The organism is Sphingobacterium spiritivorum, assembly GCF_016725325.1.
GTDB lineage: Bacteria > Bacteroidota > Bacteroidia > Sphingobacteriales > Sphingobacteriaceae > Sphingobacterium.
Window position 1 is genome coordinate 1958372 of sequence record NZ_CP068083.1, and the last position, 16365, is coordinate 1974736.

18 protein-coding genes are annotated in these 16365 nt (G+C 36.0%); all 18 read left to right on the forward strand.

Annotation, left to right across the window (positions count from 1 at the left end; translation table 11 throughout):
• The first annotated feature begins 424 nt into the window (after positions 1–424).
• The 18 genes from I6J02_RS08070 to I6J02_RS08155 all read left to right on the forward strand — a co-directional run bounded on the left by I6J02_RS08070 (position 425) and on the right by I6J02_RS08155 (position 16365).
• Positions 425–877 (forward strand): adenylyltransferase/cytidyltransferase family protein, encoded by a 453-nt coding sequence (locus I6J02_RS08070; RefSeq protein WP_201681215.1) that lies wholly within the window; start codon positions 425–427, stop codon positions 875–877.
• Between the two features lie 42 nt (positions 878–919).
• Entirely contained in the window at positions 920–2203 is a 1284-nt protein-coding gene (locus I6J02_RS08075) for a nucleotide sugar dehydrogenase (protein WP_236582358.1), read from the forward strand.
• 81 nt (positions 2204–2284) lie between these two features.
• Positions 2285–2704 (forward strand): adenylyltransferase/cytidyltransferase family protein, encoded by a 420-nt coding sequence (locus tag I6J02_RS08080; protein ID WP_201681217.1) that lies wholly within the window; start codon positions 2285–2287, stop codon positions 2702–2704.
• A gap of 232 nt (positions 2705–2936) precedes the next feature.
• Entirely contained in the window at positions 2937–3935 is a 999-nt protein-coding gene (locus I6J02_RS08085) for a mannose-1-phosphate guanylyltransferase (RefSeq protein WP_201681218.1), read from the forward strand.
• An 84-nt stretch (positions 3936–4019) separates the two neighbouring features.
• On the forward strand, positions 4020–4535 hold the full coding sequence (locus I6J02_RS08090) for an ArsR family transcriptional regulator (protein ID WP_201681219.1): 516 nt from the start codon (positions 4020–4022) through the stop codon (positions 4533–4535).
• 73 nt (positions 4536–4608) lie between these two features.
• Positions 4609–5658 (forward strand): dTDP-glucose 4,6-dehydratase, encoded by a 1050-nt coding sequence (rfbB, locus tag I6J02_RS08095; protein ID WP_201681220.1) that lies wholly within the window; start codon positions 4609–4611, stop codon positions 5656–5658.
• A 58-nt stretch (positions 5659–5716) separates the two neighbouring features.
• On the forward strand, positions 5717–6085 hold the full coding sequence (locus I6J02_RS08100; protein ID WP_201681221.1) for a four helix bundle protein: 369 nt from the start codon (positions 5717–5719) through the stop codon (positions 6083–6085).
• Positions 6086–6119: 34 nt separating this feature from the next.
• Positions 6120–6668, forward strand: a complete 549-nt coding sequence (gene rfbC, locus I6J02_RS08105; protein ID WP_201681222.1) for a dTDP-4-dehydrorhamnose 3,5-epimerase — start codon at positions 6120–6122, stop codon at positions 6666–6668.
• Entirely contained in the window at positions 6665–7528 is an 864-nt protein-coding gene (gene rfbD / locus I6J02_RS08110; RefSeq protein ID WP_201681223.1) for a dTDP-4-dehydrorhamnose reductase, read from the forward strand. Before rfbC ends, rfbD begins: the two co-directional genes overlap by 4 nt.
• Before the next feature lie 5 nt (positions 7529–7533).
• Complete coding sequence (gene rfbA / locus I6J02_RS08115; RefSeq protein ID WP_201681224.1) at positions 7534–8394, forward strand: glucose-1-phosphate thymidylyltransferase RfbA; 861 nt, start codon at positions 7534–7536, stop codon at positions 8392–8394.
• A gap of 1 nt (position 8395) precedes the next feature.
• Positions 8396–9583 (forward strand): UDP-N-acetylglucosamine 4,6-dehydratase, encoded by a 1188-nt coding sequence (locus I6J02_RS08120; RefSeq protein ID WP_201681225.1) that lies wholly within the window; start codon positions 8396–8398, stop codon positions 9581–9583.
• Positions 9584–9585: 2 nt separating this feature from the next.
• The gene (locus I6J02_RS08125) at positions 9586–10728 is read left to right on the forward strand and encodes a LegC family aminotransferase (protein ID WP_201681226.1); all 1143 of its coding nucleotides are present in this window, start codon (positions 9586–9588) and stop codon (positions 10726–10728) included.
• Positions 10729–10732: 4 nt separating this feature from the next.
• Positions 10733–11356 (forward strand): acetyltransferase, encoded by a 624-nt coding sequence (locus I6J02_RS08130; RefSeq protein WP_201681227.1) that lies wholly within the window; start codon positions 10733–10735, stop codon positions 11354–11356.
• The gene (neuB, locus tag I6J02_RS08135) at positions 11353–12357 is read left to right on the forward strand and encodes an N-acetylneuraminate synthase (RefSeq protein WP_201681228.1); all 1005 of its coding nucleotides are present in this window, start codon (positions 11353–11355) and stop codon (positions 12355–12357) included. Before I6J02_RS08130 ends, neuB begins: the two co-directional genes overlap by 4 nt.
• The gene (neuC, locus tag I6J02_RS08140) at positions 12358–13509 is read left to right on the forward strand and encodes a UDP-N-acetylglucosamine 2-epimerase (protein WP_201681229.1); all 1152 of its coding nucleotides are present in this window, start codon (positions 12358–12360) and stop codon (positions 13507–13509) included.
• A complete protein-coding gene (locus tag I6J02_RS08145; RefSeq protein ID WP_201681230.1) occupies positions 13506–14558 on the forward strand; it encodes a nucleotidyltransferase family protein in 1053 nt (350 codons plus the stop codon). Before neuC ends, I6J02_RS08145 begins: the two co-directional genes overlap by 4 nt.
• Positions 14555–15253 (forward strand): cytidylyltransferase domain-containing protein, encoded by a 699-nt coding sequence (locus tag I6J02_RS08150; protein ID WP_201681231.1) that lies wholly within the window; start codon positions 14555–14557, stop codon positions 15251–15253. Before I6J02_RS08145 ends, I6J02_RS08150 begins: the two co-directional genes overlap by 4 nt.
• Before the next feature lie 2 nt (positions 15254–15255).
• The gene (locus I6J02_RS08155) at positions 15256–16365 is read left to right on the forward strand and encodes an N-acetyl sugar amidotransferase (RefSeq protein WP_201681232.1); all 1110 of its coding nucleotides are present in this window, start codon (positions 15256–15258) and stop codon (positions 16363–16365) included.

Sequence of the window (16365 nt, forward strand, 5' to 3'; positions counted from 1 at the left end):
AAAGGCGTCGATAGACGCCCGTCATAGAAGCGACAACGGTTTCGCGAATTAGTTTTTCTCTCCTCTTTTTTATCAGGAAGGCTTAAATCCTGTTCGTATCAAGCGTGTCATTCACCTCAATACTTCCATTGGCGAGGACAACAGGGGAAGCCTAAGCTGGCCCATGAGCTAAGTGTTGTTAATCTGACTATTCATGAATGAGAGCTAAGCAGCTGCTTCAGCAAGATACGTGCTGTTTTCACTTATTCCGTGGCCAATTAATCAATTCATTATTGCTAACTTTACAATTGAAAGAGATTAAATTATCTTTATTTATTAAATGCGTATATAAGGCATATAATTTGCTTATTGCTGTTGGACTTTTGATAAGTGGATTAGTATAAAGCGGTAATTTTATACTTTAAAAAGATGATATAAGATTAAAATGAAAGATATACAACATAAAGATCTCCGTATAGGCATTACATTTAGTGCATTTGATCTGCTTCATGCCGGTCATATCAAAATGCTGGAAGACGCCCGGCGTCAGTGTGATTTTCTGATCTGCGGACTGCAGACAGATCCTACTATAGATCGTCCGGAGAAAAATAAACCTACGCAAACTGTTGTAGAGCGTTATATCCAACTTAAAGGGTGTAAATATGTCGATCAGATTGTTCCCTATGCTACAGAACAGGATCTGGAAGATATTTTGCGAGCATTTAAAATTGATGTCCGTATTGTAGGAGATGAATACAGAGAGCGTGATTTTACCGGGCGCCAATATTGTGAAGAGAATGGTATTGAGCTCTATTTCAATAGCCGTGACCACCGGTTCTCAAGCTCAGGTCTTCGTCGTATTGTAGCGGAGAAGGAAGCGCAAAACACACAATCATAAGTCTTGATTGTACAATCATAATACACGGATATGCAGGATAGTATGAACATCGCCGTTATCGGACAGGGATATGTGGGGTTACCTTTGGCGCTGGCCTTTTCAAAATACCATCAGGTTATCGGATTTGATATCAATGAAACAAGAGTTGCTGAACTTAATAGCGGATATGATCGTACTTTGGAAATTTCTAAAGAGGAACTACTCAAGCTGATTAAAGATGAAAATACTTCATCTGTCGCTATAGGTTATTCTGCCAGTTGTGATCTTACGGATATAAGAAATGCGCAGGTATATATTATTACTGTACCTACGCCAGTTGATGCCTTTAATACCCCGAATCTGCAACCTCTTTTATCCGCTACACGTCTTGTATCGAGTGTATTAAAGAGAGGAGATATTGTAATCTATGAATCTACTGTCTACCCGGGCTGTACAGAAGAAGAATGTGTGCCTCTTTTGGAAAGAGAATCCGGACTCACATTTAATAGAGACTTTTTTGTGGGATATTCGCCTGAACGAATTAATCCGGGAGATAAAGTAAACACCTTGTCTTCAGTTGTAAAAGTAACCTCCGGTTCCACACCTGAAATAGCCGTTTTTATTGATCAGTTATATAAGCAGATTATTACAGCCGGGACACATCTTGCTCCTTCTATCAAAGTCGCGGAAGCTTCTAAGGCTATTGAGAATGCACAACGAGATGTCAATATTTCTTTTGTAAATGAGTTGGCGTTGATCTTTGATCGCATGGGAATAGATACTAATGAGGTATTGGAAGCTGCCGGAACAAAATATAACTTTTTAAAATATAAGCCCGGATTGGTCGGTGGACATTGTATTTCTGTAGATCCCTATTACCTGACCTACAAGGCAACGCGTCTAGGCTATCATCCCCAGGTAATCTTATCGGGTCGCCAGGTGAATAATATGATAGCGACTTTTATCGCCAAAAAGCTAATAAAGCTTATGATCTCCAGAGAAACCGCTTTAATGGGTGCCAGAGTCTTGATATTGGGCGTTACATTTAAGGAGAATTGTGCAGATTACCGGAATACTAAAGTAATGGATATTATCAGGGAGTTGCAGGATTTTGGACTTACTGTAGATGTCTATGATCCCTGGGTAGATGAAGAGGCGTTTGAAAACGAATATAGTATCCGTATTTTAAAGGAACTGCCTTCTGCTGTTTTTTATGATGGAGCGGTATTAGCTGTTGCTCATCATCAGTTTGGACAGATTGAACCCAGGTCTCTGGTCAAAGAAAATGGAGTAATATTTGATGCAAAAGGTTTTTGGGATAAGCAATCAGTAGATGCCCGACTTTAATTTTATTATAGTAGAAGAAGGGAATCAAATTGTGTTTTTTGACAGGAGTGTTGTTTTAATTTTTACTAATACAATTTACATATGAAAATAGGAATTACATTCGGTGTTTTTGATTTGCTTCATGCCGGCCATATTATGATGCTGGAAGAAGCTAAGAGAAATTGTGATTACCTGATTGTTGGATTGAATACGGATCCTTCAGAGGTCTTTCCGGAGAAAAATAAACCGACACAGACTATTGTTGAGCGCTTTATTCAATTGGAGGGCTGTCGTTATGTGGACGAAATTGTTCCTTACACCAGTGAGCAGGATCTGGCAGACATTATCCAGGGAATGCCTATCGACATAAGGATTATCGGAGAAGAATATCGGGATAAGGATTTTACCGGACGTCAATATTGTGTGGATAAAGGTATTGAGATCTATTATAATAAACGGACACACCGGTTTTCCAGTAGCGGATTAAGAAGAGTAGTAGCCGAGAAAGAATCGGATAAATAGAGGTATAGTTGACTTTAGAGTATTTGCAGTAATAGCAATTCTCTCCTTTTTAAGGAGAGATCCCGATTTATCGGGAGAGAGGTTGAAAAAGATTAAGGTTTCTTGTGTCCACTACAACGATATAACTGCAAGAATTGTCTGTAATATAAGCTATTCATGATTGATTTGTTTTCAGCCAATATAACTTTGAAAACATCATAAAATTTAATTAAAATATAGTAACAACATAAAAATGAGCAATATAATACATGTTATTCTCTCTGGCGGAGTCGGAAGCCGTTTGTGGCCTTTGTCACGTAAGAGTTATCCCAAACAATACCTGAGTCTTTTCAAAGAAGGCTCATTGTTTGAAATGACGGTCAACCGTAATCAGACTTTGGCTGATCAGGTTATTGTTGTAGGTAACAGAGATAACCATCAGCTTAGTCGCGAAGTGATGGAAAATAATGGCATACAATATATAGATATAGTTGAATCCACTCCCCGAAATACGGCTGCGGCAATTGCTTTTGCTGCCTTTGCTGCTAAATCAGATGATATTCTGATCGTAACCCCTTCGGATCACGTGATTGTGGGCGAACAGGCCTATGAAGAATCGATGAAGAAAGGAATCGAAAAGGCCTCTAAAGGATATATCGTCACCTTTGGTATACAGGCTACACGCCCTGAAACGGGCTATGGCTACATCGAATACCAAGAGGATCAGGTTATCTCCTTTAGAGAAAAGCCAAATCAGGATACCGCAGAAGATTTTATTGAGCGAGGCAACTTTTTGTGGAACTCAGGGATGTTCTGTTTCAGAGCGGATACCTTTCTTCAAGAATTACAACAGTTTGAACCAAAAGTATATGCTACAGCCTTAGCTGCATGGAAACACCGGAAAGATAATGTATTAGATGAACAGTTGTCTAAGGAAATCCCTGCTATTAGTATAGATTATGCGGTAATGGAACGGTCGAAGAAGATTCGGGTTGTGGCGACTCATTTCAACTGGTCGGATCTGGGATCTTTTGAATCAATGTATGATTATCTAAAACAGACGGGTCATCCGGTAGATGAAAATGGCAATATGGTTATCGGTACAGATACCTATACTGCTTTTGTAGGATTGAAGAATACTATACTGGTATATACTAAAGATGCTTTTCTGATTTTACAGAAGGAAAAATCGCAGGACGTCAAGAAGATTTACAATACCTTGGAACGGCATCAGTCGAAGTTGATAGATTAACTAACAAAAAATAAAACGCTAAACCCGAAAAATTTGTTAATATAAATCATTGTGAGTACTTTTGTTACTCAGTTACTTTGTCCAATGTTAGAATCTATAATTACTTCAAAAACCAGACTTAAATTGCTAATTAAATTTTTTGTTTCAGCAAGTAATAAGAGCCATTTGCGAGGTTTGGCAGAAGAATTTCAGGAGTCTACAAATGCAATCCGAAAAGAACTCAACCAACTTTCAGACGCAGGGTATCTGGATAAAGAAACAGAGAAAAACAGAATACTCTATAGAGCTAATACTAAACATTCCTTATTTAAGCCCATTCAAAATTTGATTCATACTTTTTTGGGAATTGACCAGTTTGTTGATCACGTATTAGAACAAGCAGGCGATGTTCAGGAGGTTAGTTTAATTGGGAACTATGCAAAGGGGTTAGATAGTGGTGTTATTGAGGTACTTATTTTAGGTAATACAATAAATCAGGCATATTTATTGCAGTTAGCGGACAAGGTAGGCTCACGTTTGGATAAAAAGGTAGAAGTTTATTTTAACCAACCTTTTGAAGAACAAAAAATTAGCTTATACCGAAGAAGCTCTCAGGAATAGATTGCTGAAAAAAAGATTGTATTACATCAGTAATTCTGTGAAAATAAAATTTTAAGAATAGCATTTGAAATATATGAACAAAACGATTATCATTACCGGCGGAGCCGGATTTATTGGCTCCCATGTGGTTCGTGAATTTGTTACAAAATATCCGGAATATCATATTGTCAATTTAGATGCATTGACTTATGCGGGCAATTTGGAAAATTTAAAAGATATTCAGGATAAACCAAATTATCAATTTATTAAAGCTGATATTACGGATGCTGCGCTAATTCTGGATATATTCCGCCAGTATAAACCAGATGGAGTTATACATTTAGCTGCAGAATCACATGTCGATCGGTCTATTACCGATCCTACAGCTTTTGTTATGACTAATGTTATAGGAACTGTTAACTTGTTGAATGCAGTTAAAGAAATATGGAAGGATAACTTTGAGGGAAAACGCTTCCACCATGTCTCCACGGATGAGGTTTTTGGAGCACTCGGTGCTACCGGATTATTCACCGAGGAAACTAAGTACGATCCACATTCGCCTTATTCGGCATCCAAAGCTTCTTCGGATCATTTTGTAAGAGCATATCATGATACGTATGGTTTGCCAATTGTTTTGACCAATTGTTCGAATAATTATGGTCCTAACCATTTTCCGGAAAAGCTCATTCCTTTGTGTATACATAATATATTAAATAATAAGCCATTGCCTATTTATGGTGATGGAAAATATACACGGGATTGGCTTTTTGTAATTGATCATGCTAAGGCTATTGATCTGGTCTATCATCAGGGGAAAAATGGTGAAAGTTATAATGTAGGCGGATTTAACGAATGGCAAAATATTGATCTGGTTAAAGAATTGTGTAAACAGATGGATGAGAAATTGGGACGCCCTGCAGGAACTGCCGATCAGTTAATTACTTATGTGAAAGATCGTCCCGGGCATGATCTCCGTTATGCTATTGATGCAACAAAAATAAATCAGGAACTTGGTTATCAGCCATCAGTTACTTTTGAAGAAGGGCTTTCTATAACTATCGATTGGTTCCTCAATAATCAGGAGTGGTTGGACCATGTTACTTCTGGTGATTATCAAAAGTATTATGAGGAGCAGTATAGATAGTTAAAAGGGTTATAAACTGAAACGGTTAAGAGGTTATAAAGTTAGAGGGGATAAGTCTATGGTTACTTCGCATAAGGATTTAAAGCTGTGGCAAGAGAGTATGATACTTGTTGAGGATGTTTATAAAATTACTGTAGACTTTCCTAAAGAGGAAATGTTTGGTCTGACTAGTCAGATTAAAAGATCAGTAGTTTCAATTCCTTCTAATATTGCTGAAGGGGCTGGAAGAAAAGGAAAAGCCGAATTTATCCGGTTTCTTTATATTGCCTTAGGGTCGATAAGTGAACTCGAAACACAATTGGAAATTTCTGTCCGCTTAGGATTTATGCAAAAGAATGAAGATATCTTTAAGCGAATACATTTTATTAAAAATATGATTGCTAAACTTATCACGAGTTTAAATAATAAAGATGCTAATCCCCTTTAACCATTTATCATTATAACTATATCAACAATTAAATATGAAAGCTACAGAAACAAAACTTTCCGGTTGTTTTGTGTTAGAGCCAGCTAAGTATGGCGATTCGCGCGGTTATTTCATGGAGAGTTTCAATGAAAAAACCTTTAATGATCTTACTGGAACTAACACGCATTTTGTTCAGGATAACCAGTCTTATTCCACAAGAGGGGTGTTGCGAGGATTGCACGCTCAAGCTGGAGATTATGCACAAGCTAAACTGGTTCGGGTTTTAGAAGGGGAGGTAATTGATATTGCTGTAGATGTGCGTACCGGATCATCTACGTTTGGCCAACACGTTGCTGTCAGACTATCTGCTGAGAATAATCTGCAGCTATTTGTTCCGCGAGGATTTTTACATGGATTTGTCGTGTTAAGTGAGACTGCTACTTTTTTTTATAAATGTGATAATTTCTATAATAAAGAATCAGAATGTGGTGTGCATCCGCTGGATAAAGATCTGGCTGTAGACTGGCAAATTCCTTTAGAAGAAATGTTGTTATCTGATAAAGACAAAGCCGCTCCCAGTTTTAAGGAAATTTTTGGAATATGAGAATAGTAATTACAGGAGCAAACGGACAATTAGGATCTGAACTTAAAGATATACTAAGAAATGATGCCGAGAAGGAATGTCATTTCTTAGACCGTAAACACTTGCCTTTAGATCAGACATTGATCATTCAAGATCTTTTAGCACAATACCAACCTGATGTCATTATTCATGCAGCAGCCTATACTGCTGTAGATAAGGCGGAATCAGAACAAGAGTTAGCTGATCAGATTAATCATCTGGCAACATCGGAAATTGCTCAATACTGCCGTATTCATGGAACTAAGCTTATAGCCATTTCTACAGATTATGTTTTCGACGGCAATTCCAATATCCCTTTGAAAGAGGACGCTCCAGTAGATCCTATCAATATATATGGATTGACAAAGTTGAAAGGCGAGCATGCTATCCAAAAATGGCTTCCTGATGGAATTATTATCCGTACCTCATGGGTTTATTCAGTTTATGGAAATAATTTTGTAAAAACTATGGTTCGCTTGATGTCCGAGCGGGAGGAGATTTCAGTAATCAATGATCAGATTGGTTCGCCGACCTATGCACATGATCTGGCAAAGGCAATTGTATATATTATTGACTCTGACACATGGCATGAAGGTGTTTTTAATTATAGTAATGAAGGAGAGTTATCCTGGTATGATTTTGCGTTAGCCATTCGTGAAATTAAAGGCTTAGATTGTAAAATAAATCCAATTCCAACTACGCAGTATCCTACACCGGCTAAACGACCAAGATACTCATTATTAGATAAATCAAAGATAAAGCAGGTATTTAAGGTTGAAACTCCCAATTGGAAAGATAGCCTTAAGGTGATGATTGCTAGGAATATAGAAATCGAAAACTAAAAAAAATGAAAGGAATAATATTAGCAGGCGGTTCAGGTACACGTTTACACCCCTTGACATTAGCTGTTTCAAAACAGTTAATGCCAGTGTATGATAAACCTATGATTTATTATCCGTTGTCTACGTTAATGTTGGCGGGTATAAATGAGATATTAATTATTTCAACTCCCCAAGATCTTCCTAATTTCCAAAAGTTGCTTGGAGATGGTGCTCAAATTGGATGTAAGTTTTCCTATAAGGAGCAACCAAGTCCTGATGGATTGGCTCAGGCTTTTATTTTGGGGGAAGATTTTATTGGTAAGGATAAAGTTGCTTTGATCCTGGGAGATAATATTTTTTACGCATCAGGAATGTCTAAATTACTACAGGATTCAGCAGATCCAAATGGTGGAGTGGTATTTGCTTATCAGGTTTCAGATCCGGAGCGGTATGGTGTGGTTGAATTTGATAAGGATAATAAAGTTGTTTCTATTGAAGAAAAACCGAAAGAACCAAAATCTAATTATGCTGTTCCTGGACTTTATTTTTATGATAATGATGTTGTAGAAATTGCAAAAAACATTAAGCCCTCTCCCCGAGGAGAATTGGAGATTACCGATATTAATGCAGAATACTTGCGAAGAGGTAAACTACAAGTTGGTGTTTTTAACAGAGGTACAGCCTGGTTAGATACCGGTACGATTAATTCGCTTATGCAGGCGGGTCAGTTTGTTCAGGTGATAGAGGAGCGTCAAGGAATGAAAATTGCCGCTATTGAAGAGATAGCATATCGTATGGGATATATTAATAAAGAACAGTTATTGCAGATTGCTGAACCGTTAAGAAAATCTGGATACGGTGAATATTTATTGAATATTGTAAGGTAATATGAATATTTTAAATCTTATAGGTCGAAAGGAAGAGCTCTTTAATGAAGATATAAAAAAACATAAAGAGGAGCTAGAAGCTATTATTTCCAATTCAAAATTCTTAGTTATTGGCGGAGCCGGTTCTATTGGCCAGGCAACAACAAAGGAGATTTTTAAAAGAAATCCTAAGAAATTACATGTTGTAGATATTTCTGAGAATAATATGGTAGAACTAGTTCGCGATATCAGAAGTTCTTTTGGATATATCGAAGGAGACTTTCAGACCTTTGCTCTAGATATTGGTTCTGTAGAATATGATGCATTTTGGGAAGCAGATGGTGATTACGATTATGTTTTAAATCTTTCAGCATTAAAACATGTACGTAGCGAAAAGGACCCCTATACCTTGATGCGTATGATCGATGTCAATGTCTTCAACACAGACAAAACTTTGCAACAAGCTATTGACAAAGGTGTAAAAAAATACTTCTGCGTATCTACGGATAAGGCTGCAAATCCTGTGAATATGATGGGAGCCTCTAAGCGTATTATGGAAATGTTTCTTATGCGCCGTAGTAAAGAAATTACTATCTCTACAGCTCGTTTTGCAAATGTTGCTTTTTCGGATGGTTCTTTACTGCATGGATTTAATAAGCGTATTGAGAAGAGACAACCTATTGTTGCACCTAATGATATTAAACGTTATTTCGTCATCCCGAAAGAGTCTGGCGAATTATGTTTAATGTCTTGTATATTTGGTGAAAATAGGGATATCTTTTTCCCTAAATTAAGTGAGAATTTGCACTTAATTACTTTTGCAGAGATTGCCGAAAAATATTTGAAAGAAATGGGGTATGAGCCTTATTTGTGTGCAGATGAAAATGAAGCTAGAGCGTTAGTCCATACTTTACCTCAAGAAGGGAAATGGCCTTGCCTATTTACAGGAAGTGACACTACTGGCGAGAAAGATTTTGAAGAGTTTTTTACAGAACACGAAACTCTTGATATGAATCGATTTGAAAATTTAGGTGTAATTAAGAATGAATTGAAGATTGAAGAAGATAAACTACAGTTGTTTAAATCTGCTATTCAGAATATGAAATCGAATAAAAAGTGGGACAAAGAACAAATTGTTGATTTATTTTTTCAAATGATTCCGGACTTTGGGCATAAAGAAACAGGGAAATATCTCGACGCTAAAATGTAATTATGCAGAATATAGATAATATAATCTCTTTTATTAGAGATCAATATAAAACTGATAAGTTTATTCCTCTTCATGAACCGCGGTTCCGAGGTAATGAGAAAAAATATGTTCTGGATACTATAGATTCTACATTTGTTTCGTCTGTTGGAGCTTATGTAGATAAGTTTGAGGAAATGATGCAAACTTATACAGGAGTTGAAAAGGCTGTAGCTGTTGTAAACGGTACAGCATCTCTTCAGGTAGCTTTAAGATTGGCAGGTGTGAAAGCTGGTGATGAAGTGATAACCCAAGCGTTAACTTTTATTGCAACAGCTAATGCCATTGTTTATAATCATGCAACGCCGATTTTTGTAGATGTAGATTTAGATACTATGGGGTTATCTCCAAAGGCTTTATCATCCTTTTTAGAAGAGTTTGGAGAGCTTCGCGAAGATGGTTGTTATAATAAATCTACCGGACATCGCATTGCTGCTTGTATGCCGATGCATACCTTTGGTTTTCCTGTACATCTAGATGAATTATTAGCGGTTTGCGATAAATGGAATATTCCATTGGTAGAAGATGCTGCGGAATCTTTGGGTAGCTATTATAAGGGGAAACATACCGGTACCCTTGGATTAGTATCCGGATTTTCTTTTAATGGCAATAAAACGATTACTTGTGGTGGTGGTGGTGCTTTAATTACCAATGATTTAGAGCTAGGAAAACATGCCAAGTACTTAACAACAACAGCTAAACGACCACATCCTTATGAATTTTTCCATGATGAACTCGGATATAACTTTAGAATGCCGAATCTGAATGCTGCGTTAGCTTGTGCTCAAATGGAGGTCTTAGAAAGTTTCTTAGAGGATAAAAGGCAGATGGCACATGAATATGCTGCATTGTTTACTGATTTAGGAATAAAATTCAGAAAAGAAACTCCAGACACGAAAGCTAATTATTGGTTAATGTGTGTTGAATTGAATAATAAGACGGATAGGGAAAATTTTCTAAAGCATACAAATCAGAATGGGGTAATGACAAGGCCAATTTGGAATCTTATGTATCGCCTGCCTATGTATGAACATTGTCAGCGAGATGCTCAACAAAATGCGGAGTTTTTAGAAGAACGAATTGTGAACATTCCTAGTAGTGTAAGATAGAAAGATGGATAGTGTTGCAATAATAGGATATTCTGGACATGCATTTGTGGTATTGGATGCATGTAAGAAAATGGGAATACCCGTTCATTTTTATTGTGATCGATCTAAGATAAAACACAAAAATCCTTATCAACTAACATTTTTAGGTGATGAGAGTAGCGAATCCTTTGATTGGAATGAGGTCGATAAGTTTGTGCTGGGAATAGGAGATAATAATATCCGCAGACGGGTGGCTGAGCGGATTATAGAAGTGGGCAAAGAGGTTGTTACAGTTATACATCCCACCGCAGTAATTAACGATTTTGTTCACATCGGTAAAGGAAGTTTCCTATCCAGTAATTGTGTTGTGAATACGTTAGCAACTGTTGGTCAAAATTGCATAATCAATACCGGAGCTATTATAGAGCACGAATGTGTATTAGGCGATTCAGTTCATATTGCACCAGGAGCTGTTTTAGCAGGAAGTGTTACGATCGGTGCAGGAACATTTATTGGAGCAAATGCGGTAATTAAGCAAGGGATAACTATTGGAGAGAATGTTGTAGTAGGAGCGGGATCAGTAGTTATTAAAGATATTGAAGATAACGAGACTTGGGTTGGAAATCCAGTTAGAAAAATAATACAATGAGTAGAGTATTAATAATAGCCGAAGCAGGGGTAAATCATAATGGTTCACTGGACAATGCTTTTAAGTTGGTTGATGCAGCTGCTGAAGCAGGAGTTGACTATGTGAAGTTCCAAACTTTTAAAGCGGATAAGCTTGTTTCTAAAAATGCGAAAAAGGCAGATTATCAGATTACGAATACAGGTAATAGTGAAGACTCACAATTAGAGATGCTTAAGCAGTTGGAATTATCACACATAGACCATGAAAAGATAATTGCTTATTGTAAAGAAAAAGGTGTTCGGTTTTTCTCTACCGCATTTGACTTAGATTCTTTACAATATTTGAAAGATATTGGGTTGGATTTAGTTAAGATACCTTCCGGTGAAATTACAAATTTACCATACCTTCGTAAAGCGGCAAAGTTGTTCTCAAAAGTGATTTTATCCACCGGAATGTCTACTATGGAGGACATAAGATCTGCAAAAAGGGTGTTTGTTAATGAAGGTGTTTCTAATATTTCGATTTTACATTGCAATACTGAATATCCAACACCAATGAGAGATGTGAACCTAAAAGCTATGTTAAGCATTGCAGATGAGTTTAAAGTAAATATTGGATACTCTGACCATACTTTAGGAATTGAAGTTCCTGTTGCTGCGGTAGCTCTAGGTGCGAAAATCATAGAAAAACACTTTACATTAGATAATACAATGGAGGGGCCGGATCATGCTGCCTCTTTAGAACCAATAGAGTTGAAAGCTATGGTTAGCGCTATCCGAAATATAGAAGAAGCTATTTCAGGTTCTGGAATTAAAGAACCTAGTGAGTCAGAGAAAAAGAACATGGCAATAGCGCGTAAAAGTTTAGTAGCCTCTCAAAATATAAAAAAAGGAGAAATTTTTACGGAAGATAACCTAACTGTCAAAAGACCAGGCAATGGGATTTCGCCAATGGAATGGGATAATGTTGTCGGGAAGGTTGCCATTCAGGATTTTAACGAAGATGAACTAATTGTGTTGTAGATGAGAAAGATTTGTGTAGTTACAGCGACAAGAGCGGAGTATGGTTTATTAAAGCCATTAATGGATTTGATCCAGCAGTCAGCGGAGTTGGAATTACAAATTATTGCTACTGGAGCACATTTATCTCCTGAATTTGGCTTGACTTATTTGCAAATTGAAGCTGATGGTTTTGAAATCAATGAAAAAATAGAGATTTTGTTGTCGTCAGATACATCGGGCAGTATTGTTAAGACAATGGGGCTTGCTATGAATGGTATGGCTGATGTCTTACCTAGATTATCGCCTGATTTATTGATTATATTAGGAGACCGTTATGAGATGTTGGCAATAGCTTCTGCAACAACAATTTTTAAGGTTCCGATAGCACATCTCCATGGAGGTGAGATCACGGAAGGGGCCTATGACGATGCTATTAGACACGCAATAACGAAGTTGAGCCATCTTCATTTTGCTTCAACCGAAGAATATAGAAATCGAATTATTCAGATGGGGGAAGATCCTAATCGAGTGTTTAATGTTGGTGCTATAGGTTTAGATAATATTCGGAATCTTAAACTTTTGACTAAAGAAGAGCTTGAAAAGGATTTAGAGATTAAATTCTTAAAATATAATTATCAGGTTACTTTTCATCCAGAGACATTAGGAGGATTAAGTTCTATGGAGCAATTTCAAACTCTGTTGGACGCTATCGATAAGCAAAAAGACAGCTTCTTTATATTTACAAAAGCGAATGCTGATACAGATGGTAGAATTATTAACCAGATGATAGACAATTATGTGGCTAAGAATCCTGAAAAAGCAAAAGCTTTTACATCATTAGGCTCTTTACGCTTTTTATCTGTAGTCAAAGAATGTACAGCAATTGTGGGCAATAGTTCAAGTGGTATATTAGAGGCGCCTTCTTTATACACAGCAACATTGAATATTGGTGATAGACAAAGGGGGAGGGTACAGGCTGACTCGGTTGTCAATGTATCCTGTGAACCAAATGAGATTTTAAATGGATTTGAGGAAGTTAAAGATGTAAATCTTCAAAATAATCTTGACTTCGTTTCTAATCCTTATTTTAAAGGGGAAGCAGCAAAAAATATACTGAAAGTAATTCTTGAACATAATATTTCAATAGAAAAACATTTTAATACTATTGTATGAGTACGTTTGTAAACAAGCATATAATCTATAAAGAAGAATCTGTAAGAGATGCATTAATTAAATTAGATTTAATTGCCCCTTCATCTATATTATTTGTTGTTGATGCGGATAGAAAACTATTAGGATCGTTAACTGATGGAGATCTTCGACGAGGATTTATTAAAGGGCTTGGATTTGAAAATGAAATCCTTGAATTTGTCCAGTCCAATCCGGTATTTATTAAGGAAAATGAATACGACATGGATCAGTTGGAAAAATATAGAGAAGATTTGTTAAAAATAATTCCCATTGTGGATGCCAATAAGTCTATAGTTGATATTTTGGATTTTAGCGTAAGTAAAACCTTATTACCAGCTGATGCAATTATTATGGCAGGTGGTGAGGGAAAAAGATTAAGACCTTTAACAGAAACTACCCCAAAACCTTTACTAAAAGTTGGAGATAAACCGATAATTGAATACAATATTGATAGATTAAAAAGTGTCGGGATTAAAAATATACACTTAAGCATTAATTATTTGGGCGATCAATTAATTGACTATTTTGGCGATGGTTCAAATAAATCTTTAAATATTAAATATGTTAAGGAAGAAAAGCCTTTAGGTACAATAGGATCAGTTTTGCTTGTTGATAAATTCATGCATGAAGATATTATTGTCATGAATTCAGATTTATTGACAAATATTGACTTTGCCGATTTTTATAAATCTTTTAAAGAATCTGATGCTGATATGGCAGTCGCAGCAACTTCTTATCATGTGGATGTTCCCTATGGAGTTTTAGAGATGGGAGATGGTTCTGCGGTTAAATCTCTGAAAGAAAAACCTCGCTATACCTATTACTCTAATGCTGGTATTTATCTATTAAGAAGAAATCTTTTATCAATGATACCTAATAATCAATTTTATAATATTACAGATTTGATGGAACGTGTATTGGAGATGAATCTTAAGCTAATTACCTACCCAATAAACGGATATTGGTTAGATATTGGTAAACATGAAGACTTTCAAAAGGCGCAAGAAGATATTAAGCATATTCGATTATGATAACTAAAGATATATTGGTATTAATTCCTGCTAGAGGAGGTTCTAAAGGTGTCCCCAAAAAAAATATTAAATTGTTTTCTGGAAGGCCGTTGATTGAATATACATTAGAATTTGCGAATCAATTTTTTTCTAAAGAGGATATTTGTGTTTCAACAGATTCTGAAGAAATTAAAGCTGTTGTAGAGAATTTGGATTTTAGAGTGCCTTTTCTTAGACCAATGGAGTTAGCTACTGATTATGCAGGAACTAGAGAGGTTTTATTACATGGTTTAGATTTTTTTCAACAAAAGGGAGTCCACTATAAGTATATATTGTTATTACAACCTACAACCCCATTTCGAGATTTTAATACATTTAATACTATAATGGATTTAAAATCGCGAATAAGTGATTTTGATATGATTGTTAGCGTCAAGGAATCTAAGGCAAATCCGTATTTCAATTTGTTTGAAGAAGATGATAAAGGGTTGTTAAGGCTGTCTAAATCGAGCAATTATGTAAGAAGGCAAGATTGTCCAAATGTTTACGAATATAACGGTGCTTTTTATTTGATTGACACTCGTAGTCTAAAAGATAATGAGATGAGAGACTTTCAAAAAATACATAAAGTAGTCAATAATGAATCAGTATATAATATTGACATTGATACGCCAGATGACTGGGAGAGAGCAGAATTGTTAATAAAAAAGAAATAGATATGAAATATTGTATTAAATGTGTAATGCCACAAACAAGACCAGGGATTACTTTTGATCATGAGGGTGTCTGTTCAGCATGTCAAGCTTATGAAAGACGTAATTTGGTAAATTACGAAGATCGTTGGGAAGAGTTAGTAGCTCTTTGTGATAAATTCAGAGGTATGAATGGTCCGAATGGGTATGACTGTATGATTGCTGTTAGTGGAGGAAAGGATAGTCACTATCAAGTTTATGTGTTCAAGGAGTTGTTAGGAATGAACCCTTTATTGGTTTCTGTAGAAGATAACTTTAAGATGACAAAAGCAGGCGTTCATAATTTGAAAAATATTTCAGAATCTTTTGGTTGTGACTTAATCTCAATGAAGCCAAATATCAAAGCTCAGAAAGCGATGATGAAATACACCTTTGAAAAGCACGGGAAGCCTACTTATTTTGTAGATAGGTACATCTATACTTATCCATTACATATGGCGGTTAAGTTTAATACCCCGTTATTAGTTTATGGAGAAAATGTGAGCTATGAATACGGTGGTTCTAATGCCATTGAAACATATTCTGCTAAAGATCAAATTACAAATGGTGTCGCAGCAGGAATTGAGGTTGGGGAATTATTAGTTGACGGAATCTCACTCAAAGACTTAAACTTTTTTAATCCACCGTCAGAAGCGGAAATTGAAAAATTAGAACCAATCTATTTAAGTTATTTTGTAGAATGGAATAGTTTTAAAAACTATGAACTTGCTAAAACAAAAGGTTTTCACGATTTGACACATGAATGGGATAGAACTCACCATGTTGAAAATTTTGACCAAATTGATAGCCCGGCATATCTTGTCCACTCTTGGATGAAATATCCTAAATTTGGACATGCATCTGCCACAGACTATACAGCTAGAATGATTAGATATGGTTTATTGAATAGGGAGGAAGCTATTAAATTGGTAAATGAAAAGGATCATGCTTTAGATCCAAGGAGTATTGTTGAGTTTTGTGAATTTTTAGACTATTCTGAAAGGGAATTTTGGAACATCATAGATAGTCATTATAACACAAGTATTTTCCAAAAGGATAAGTTATCAAGATGGAAATTAATAGATCCACTTAGTTAA